Origin of the sequence: Methanobrevibacter thaueri (assembly GCF_015062905.1) — an archaeon.
GTDB lineage: Archaea > Methanobacteriota > Methanobacteria > Methanobacteriales > Methanobacteriaceae > Methanocatella > Methanocatella thaueri_A.
This window is the reverse complement of sequence record NZ_SUTK01000077.1, coordinates 1-4,777: the sequence shown is the minus strand read 5'-3', so window position 1 is coordinate 4,777 and position 4,777 is coordinate 1. Positions and strand designations below refer to the sequence as shown.

At 34.4% G+C, this 4,777-nt stretch carries 6 protein-coding genes; all 6 read right to left on the bottom strand.

Annotated features, from left to right (window positions below; translation table 11 throughout):
* Positions 1-46 precede the first annotated feature (46 nt).
* A complete protein-coding gene (locus E7Z79_RS09180) occupies positions 47-643 on the bottom strand; it encodes a hypothetical protein (protein WP_303739642.1) in 597 nt (198 codons plus the stop codon).
* A gap of 89 nt (positions 644-732) precedes the next feature.
* On the bottom strand, positions 733-1,332 hold the full coding sequence (locus tag E7Z79_RS09175; protein ID WP_303739641.1) for a carboxypeptidase-like regulatory domain-containing protein: 600 nt from the start codon (positions 1,330-1,332) through the stop codon (positions 733-735).
* A gap of 15 nt (positions 1,333-1,347) precedes the next feature.
* Positions 1,348-1,977, bottom strand: a complete 630-nt coding sequence (locus E7Z79_RS09170) for a hypothetical protein (protein WP_303739640.1) — start codon at positions 1,975-1,977, stop codon at positions 1,348-1,350.
* A 49-nt stretch (positions 1,978-2,026) separates the two neighbouring features.
* Positions 2,027-2,635 carry an Ig-like domain-containing protein gene (locus E7Z79_RS09165; RefSeq protein WP_303739639.1) on the bottom strand — a complete coding sequence of 203 codons (609 nt, stop codon included), beginning with the start codon at positions 2,633-2,635 and terminating at the stop codon, positions 2,027-2,029.
* Positions 2,636-2,946: 311 nt separating this feature from the next.
* Positions 2,947-4,074, bottom strand: a complete 1,128-nt coding sequence (locus E7Z79_RS09160) for an MFS transporter (RefSeq protein WP_303739638.1) — start codon at positions 4,072-4,074, stop codon at positions 2,947-2,949.
* A gap of 375 nt (positions 4,075-4,449) precedes the next feature.
* Positions 4,450-4,777: hypothetical protein (locus E7Z79_RS09155; protein WP_303739637.1), on the bottom strand; the 328-nt coding region annotated here is incomplete at its 5' end.

Below are 4,777 nucleotides of genomic sequence, written 5' to 3'. Positions count from 1 at the left end.
TTAGTGAAAAAAAGAATAGTATAGATGCCGTGCATCTACACAAAAATTAAAATTGATTATAAAAAGACCCATCCTCCATAAATGGCTCAACCGGGTCTTCACCTGCCAATGCTCTACTTTTATCCTCATGGAAATTTCCAGTAGGAGTCCAAAAACCATATCTTCCATCTTTATAACCATAAACTAAGTTTCCTTCTCTTCTTTCAACATATGTGTCTCTTGAAGTTGTTGATTGTGTGTCTACAACCTTTTCCTCTTCTTTAATAGTCAATTTCTGTGTTGTATTATTGCCTGTGTAGTTTTCATTCCCCGCATAAGATGCAGTGACATTATACTTGCCTTTCTTTAGCTTCAAATCCATCTTTGCCTTACCTTTGTCATCGGTTTTGATGGTTTTATTTGCCACAACCTTGCCTTTACTATCTTTAATTGTGATGTTGACCTTTTGTTTGGATAATGGTGTTTTGTTTAAATCAGTTAATTTAACAGTCAAGTCCTTGCCTTCATATAAAGTTTTATTGCTGGTTACTTTGATTTTTGTTGGTTCTTTGGCATGCATCGGCTTTAATACCATAAATCCGATTGCAGCAGCAAGAATAACAATTATCACAATCAATATTATAATGATATTTTTGTTTTCCATTTACTTTCACCTATTTTCTTGTTCTGTTGAATTCATTATATAATTCACAATATTGTCAAAATTTGTTATCTTTTATTTAACAGTTATCTTTACGGCATATATTGTCTTGCAGGATCTTTTTCAGGACCATCCAATGCTACACTATAACCTCTATGAGGATTTTCTGATTGTAAATCCTGTTTTCTCCATTCAGTATAAGCTTCCCTGTCATTAGGATCTCCAGTATATTCGGTTCTTGGTGGTTTTGATGATTGACCATCACTGCTACTTGTATCTTGTTCACTAACAGTTTCTTTGACTTTTTCTTTAATTGTCAATTTTTGTGTTGTGTTGTTTCCCGTGTAGTTTTCATTTCCATCATAGCTAACTGTTACATCATATTTTCCTTTCTTCAAATTCAAATCCAGTTTTGCCTTACCCTTATCATTTGTTTTTACGGTTTTATTTGCCACAACCTTACCTTTGCTGTTTTTGACTGTGATATTGACTTTTTGTTTGGACAGCGGAGTCTTGTTCAAATCAGTCAACATCACTGACACATCATCTCCTTCGTATAAAGTTTTATTACTAGTTACTTTGATTTTTGTTGGTTCTTTGGCATGCATAGGCTTTAATACCATAAATCCTATTGCAGCAGCAAGAATAACAATTATCACAATCAATATTATGATTATGTTTTTGCTTTCCATTTGAATACGCTCCCATCAATATTTTCCTACATATGAACCTAACTTGATATTGCCCTGTGAATCATGGCCTCCGTAGGTGTAATATCCATCACCTGCCAAAACATAATTTTGACCGCCGGAGGTTTCAATCAATGCCAATTCCTGCTGGCTTTCGACAGTCCTATAACTACCTATTGCAGGATTATATTTTGGATAATCTGAAGATCCTCCACCTGATTCCGAATTGGATTTAGATGATGAAGTCTGATTATCGTCAACCAATTTTGTTTTTGCCTTTACAACACTGATGTTAACATCAACTGATGTTGCAGAATACTTATCGTTTCCGTTGAACTTGCATTCAACAGTATATACTCCTTCATTATCCACTTTCAGTTTGGCCCTGCCTTTTGAATTTGTCTTGACATCCTTATCAATTGTCTTTCCGTTCTTATCCGTTAGCTTCATTTTGACCATCTGGTCTGAAATCGGATTTCCGTTGCTATCGCTTAACTTGGCTGACACAGAATCTCCGACATTAATGCTTTTGTGAGTAATTGCCAGATTCGAGTCCATCTTGTTCATTGATGATGAAAGCATCACTGCGGCAAGTCCCATAACGGCAATAATCACAATTAAAATTATAATAATTTTTTTGTTTTCCATAAATGTCCTCCACATAATGGCAATTCATGAATAAATGTATGGGCATTAGCTATAAGCTACCCCAACCATGTGTAACAATATTTCCATCCTGGTCAACGACTCTGAAATAACCGTCATCATATCCCACTCTTTCAAGACCATTACCTATGGATCTGCGTCCAATTTCATGTTCTCCAGGGTTCCATCCATCAGGAGTTATTTTATATTCCTCTCTTTGACTATTTTGTGAAGAAGAACTGCTTGATTGTGATAGCTCTGCCTGAACAACTTTTTCTTTAATGGTTAATTTCTGTGTTGTATTGTTTCCAGTGTAGTTTTCATTTCCACCATAATTTGCAGAAACATTATATTTTCCTTTCTTCAAGTTCAAATCCAGTTTTGCCTTACCTTTGGAGTTTGTTTTCACGGTTTTATTTGCAACAACCTTGCCTTTGCTGTCTTTGACTGTAATGTTGACCTTTTGCTTGGACAATGGAGTCTTATTCAAATCAGTCAACTTTACTGACAAATTATCTCCCTCATATAACGTTTTATTGCTATCAACTTTGATTTTTGTCGGTTCCTTGGCATGCATCGGCTTTAATACCATAAATCCTATTGCAGCAGCAAGAATAACAATTATCACAATCAATATTATAATGATATTTTTGCTTTCCATTTAAGTTCCTCCCATTAAACTAATACTATTTATACACAAATTATATAATAATATTTTCTACAATGAAAACAATATGCCAATAATCAAAATAAGATGATATTTTGATAATTTTTTCCAAAAAACAGATGAATAAACGGCCAATTAGACAAGAAACTATAAGCAGTGGGGCATGAATACCTTTCACTTGCCAAAAGAAATCCGATAAAGTTTCCAAACAAGTCAGCAGGCGAATTTTTCATCAAAAGGACGGTTGTGCACTGGCCTTAAGCGATGATTATTATTAAAACCACCCTAAAAAGAGGATTTTTTCATTATTTCAAATTTGGAAATTCCCTAATCCTGTATAATGCTGTCGGACATGCCAAAATGAAACATGCCACTGATGTGAGGATAAGCAAAAGCCCTGCTTTTTCATCGATGAATATTCCCCCTATAAATACTCCGACTGCCCTGTTCATATTGTTGATGAAGAGGTATGCACCGTTTGCAAATTCAGGAGCTTCCCTTATTGATGAGCTCAACCAGTATTGGGAAATCGTATGCATTGAACCGTCCATAAGGCCGAAAAGGATTAACTGTACGAATGTGAATTCTGGAACTTCAATTCCAAGGCCTAAAAATATGACAACAACTGCAAAGACAATCGGATAGATTACAATTGGAAGATTGTTCCTTTTGCCAATGAAATATCCAAAAAGACTTGTTCCGCAAACTGCAACTATACCGTTGGCAAATAGGAAAATTGATATTAAATCAGCTGGAATCTTGGTGAGAACTTCCAGCACTACTGAAAAATAATTGTAAATCATGCTTATTGCAACACCGATAAATATGGTGAATGGCAATGATACCAGAAAACGTTTGTTCCTTGCAGATTTGATGTTTTCAATTGTGCTTCTTTGGTGGCCTTCCATTTCAGGAAACAGAAGCCAAATACCCGCAAGGCCAATAACATTGACCAAAAGGAGCCATACATTTACAAATGCATATCCGAATGTCATGCCTATATGGGTGGATATTGACAATCCCAATATGGATCCGGCAGAAACACCCAGAACAACCTTGTTCACATTGCCAGAGCCCAGTTCTCCCATTACTGTCAGGGCAATACTGATTGCTGATGAATAGAAGAATGCGGGAATCAGCCTGATGAATAGGGCAAGATAAAAGTTATCGATGAAAATCTGCAGGAAACTGCTTAATATGAAAACCGATAGGGAGATGATGAAAAATCTCTTTCTTTCATATTTGGAAAAATAGAACGGCAGGAATAAACCAGTAACGCTCAATATCAATGCAAACAATGCGACAAAGAGACTGGCCATTGTTATCGGAACACTGAAATATTCTGCAATCAGTGGAATTATACCTGGAATGCTTAAAAATGTTGACAGCGAAAAGGCCATCAGAAACATACTGAAAGTAATCTTTTTTAACATATCCTATCTCCCATTACAACTTAAATGGATTTTAATATTATATTATAACATTATCCTTTGAACTACCTCAACTTTATAGAAGTTAAGGCTTCTTACTTCACGGACTGTATACTCTAATAAGAATAGGATTACCGTGCTACCTCCTCGTTCCGAAGGTTCAGACAGATTCAATTAATACTTCTTTTTAAACATGGTTATCGTTGAAAAAGTTTAATCTAATTGAGTCATTGTCATTTATTATTATTTTTTTTTTGTTATCTTGTTATTTAAATTTCATCAGCAAGCATTTAAAGTAATGCCTACCTTTTTGCAATTCATCCATGACTTAAAGAAGTCATGGTATTCTAGCATGTTTAAGATAAATCTTCAAAACGATTAAGAATTTTTTAACAAATCTTCCAAATACACATATGTATTAAAAGATAGAATATTGATTAATTCAGAAATGGCTTTTATGAAATCTTTGTCATTACTTATAATCACTAAATCCTTGATGGTATTATTTTTCAGATATTCATGAACGTCAAAAAGAATCTTTTCGTCTTCACCATGGAAATAATCTCTAAGTGATTTTTTATCAATGACTTCCAAAACATTTGAATCCTTATTTTGATGAGCGGGAATGAAATTCATTTTCTTTAAGCAGTCTTTTTTACCGGTTCTGTGTTTTGATTCAAAATTTCTAAAATAGTTATTGAATTCT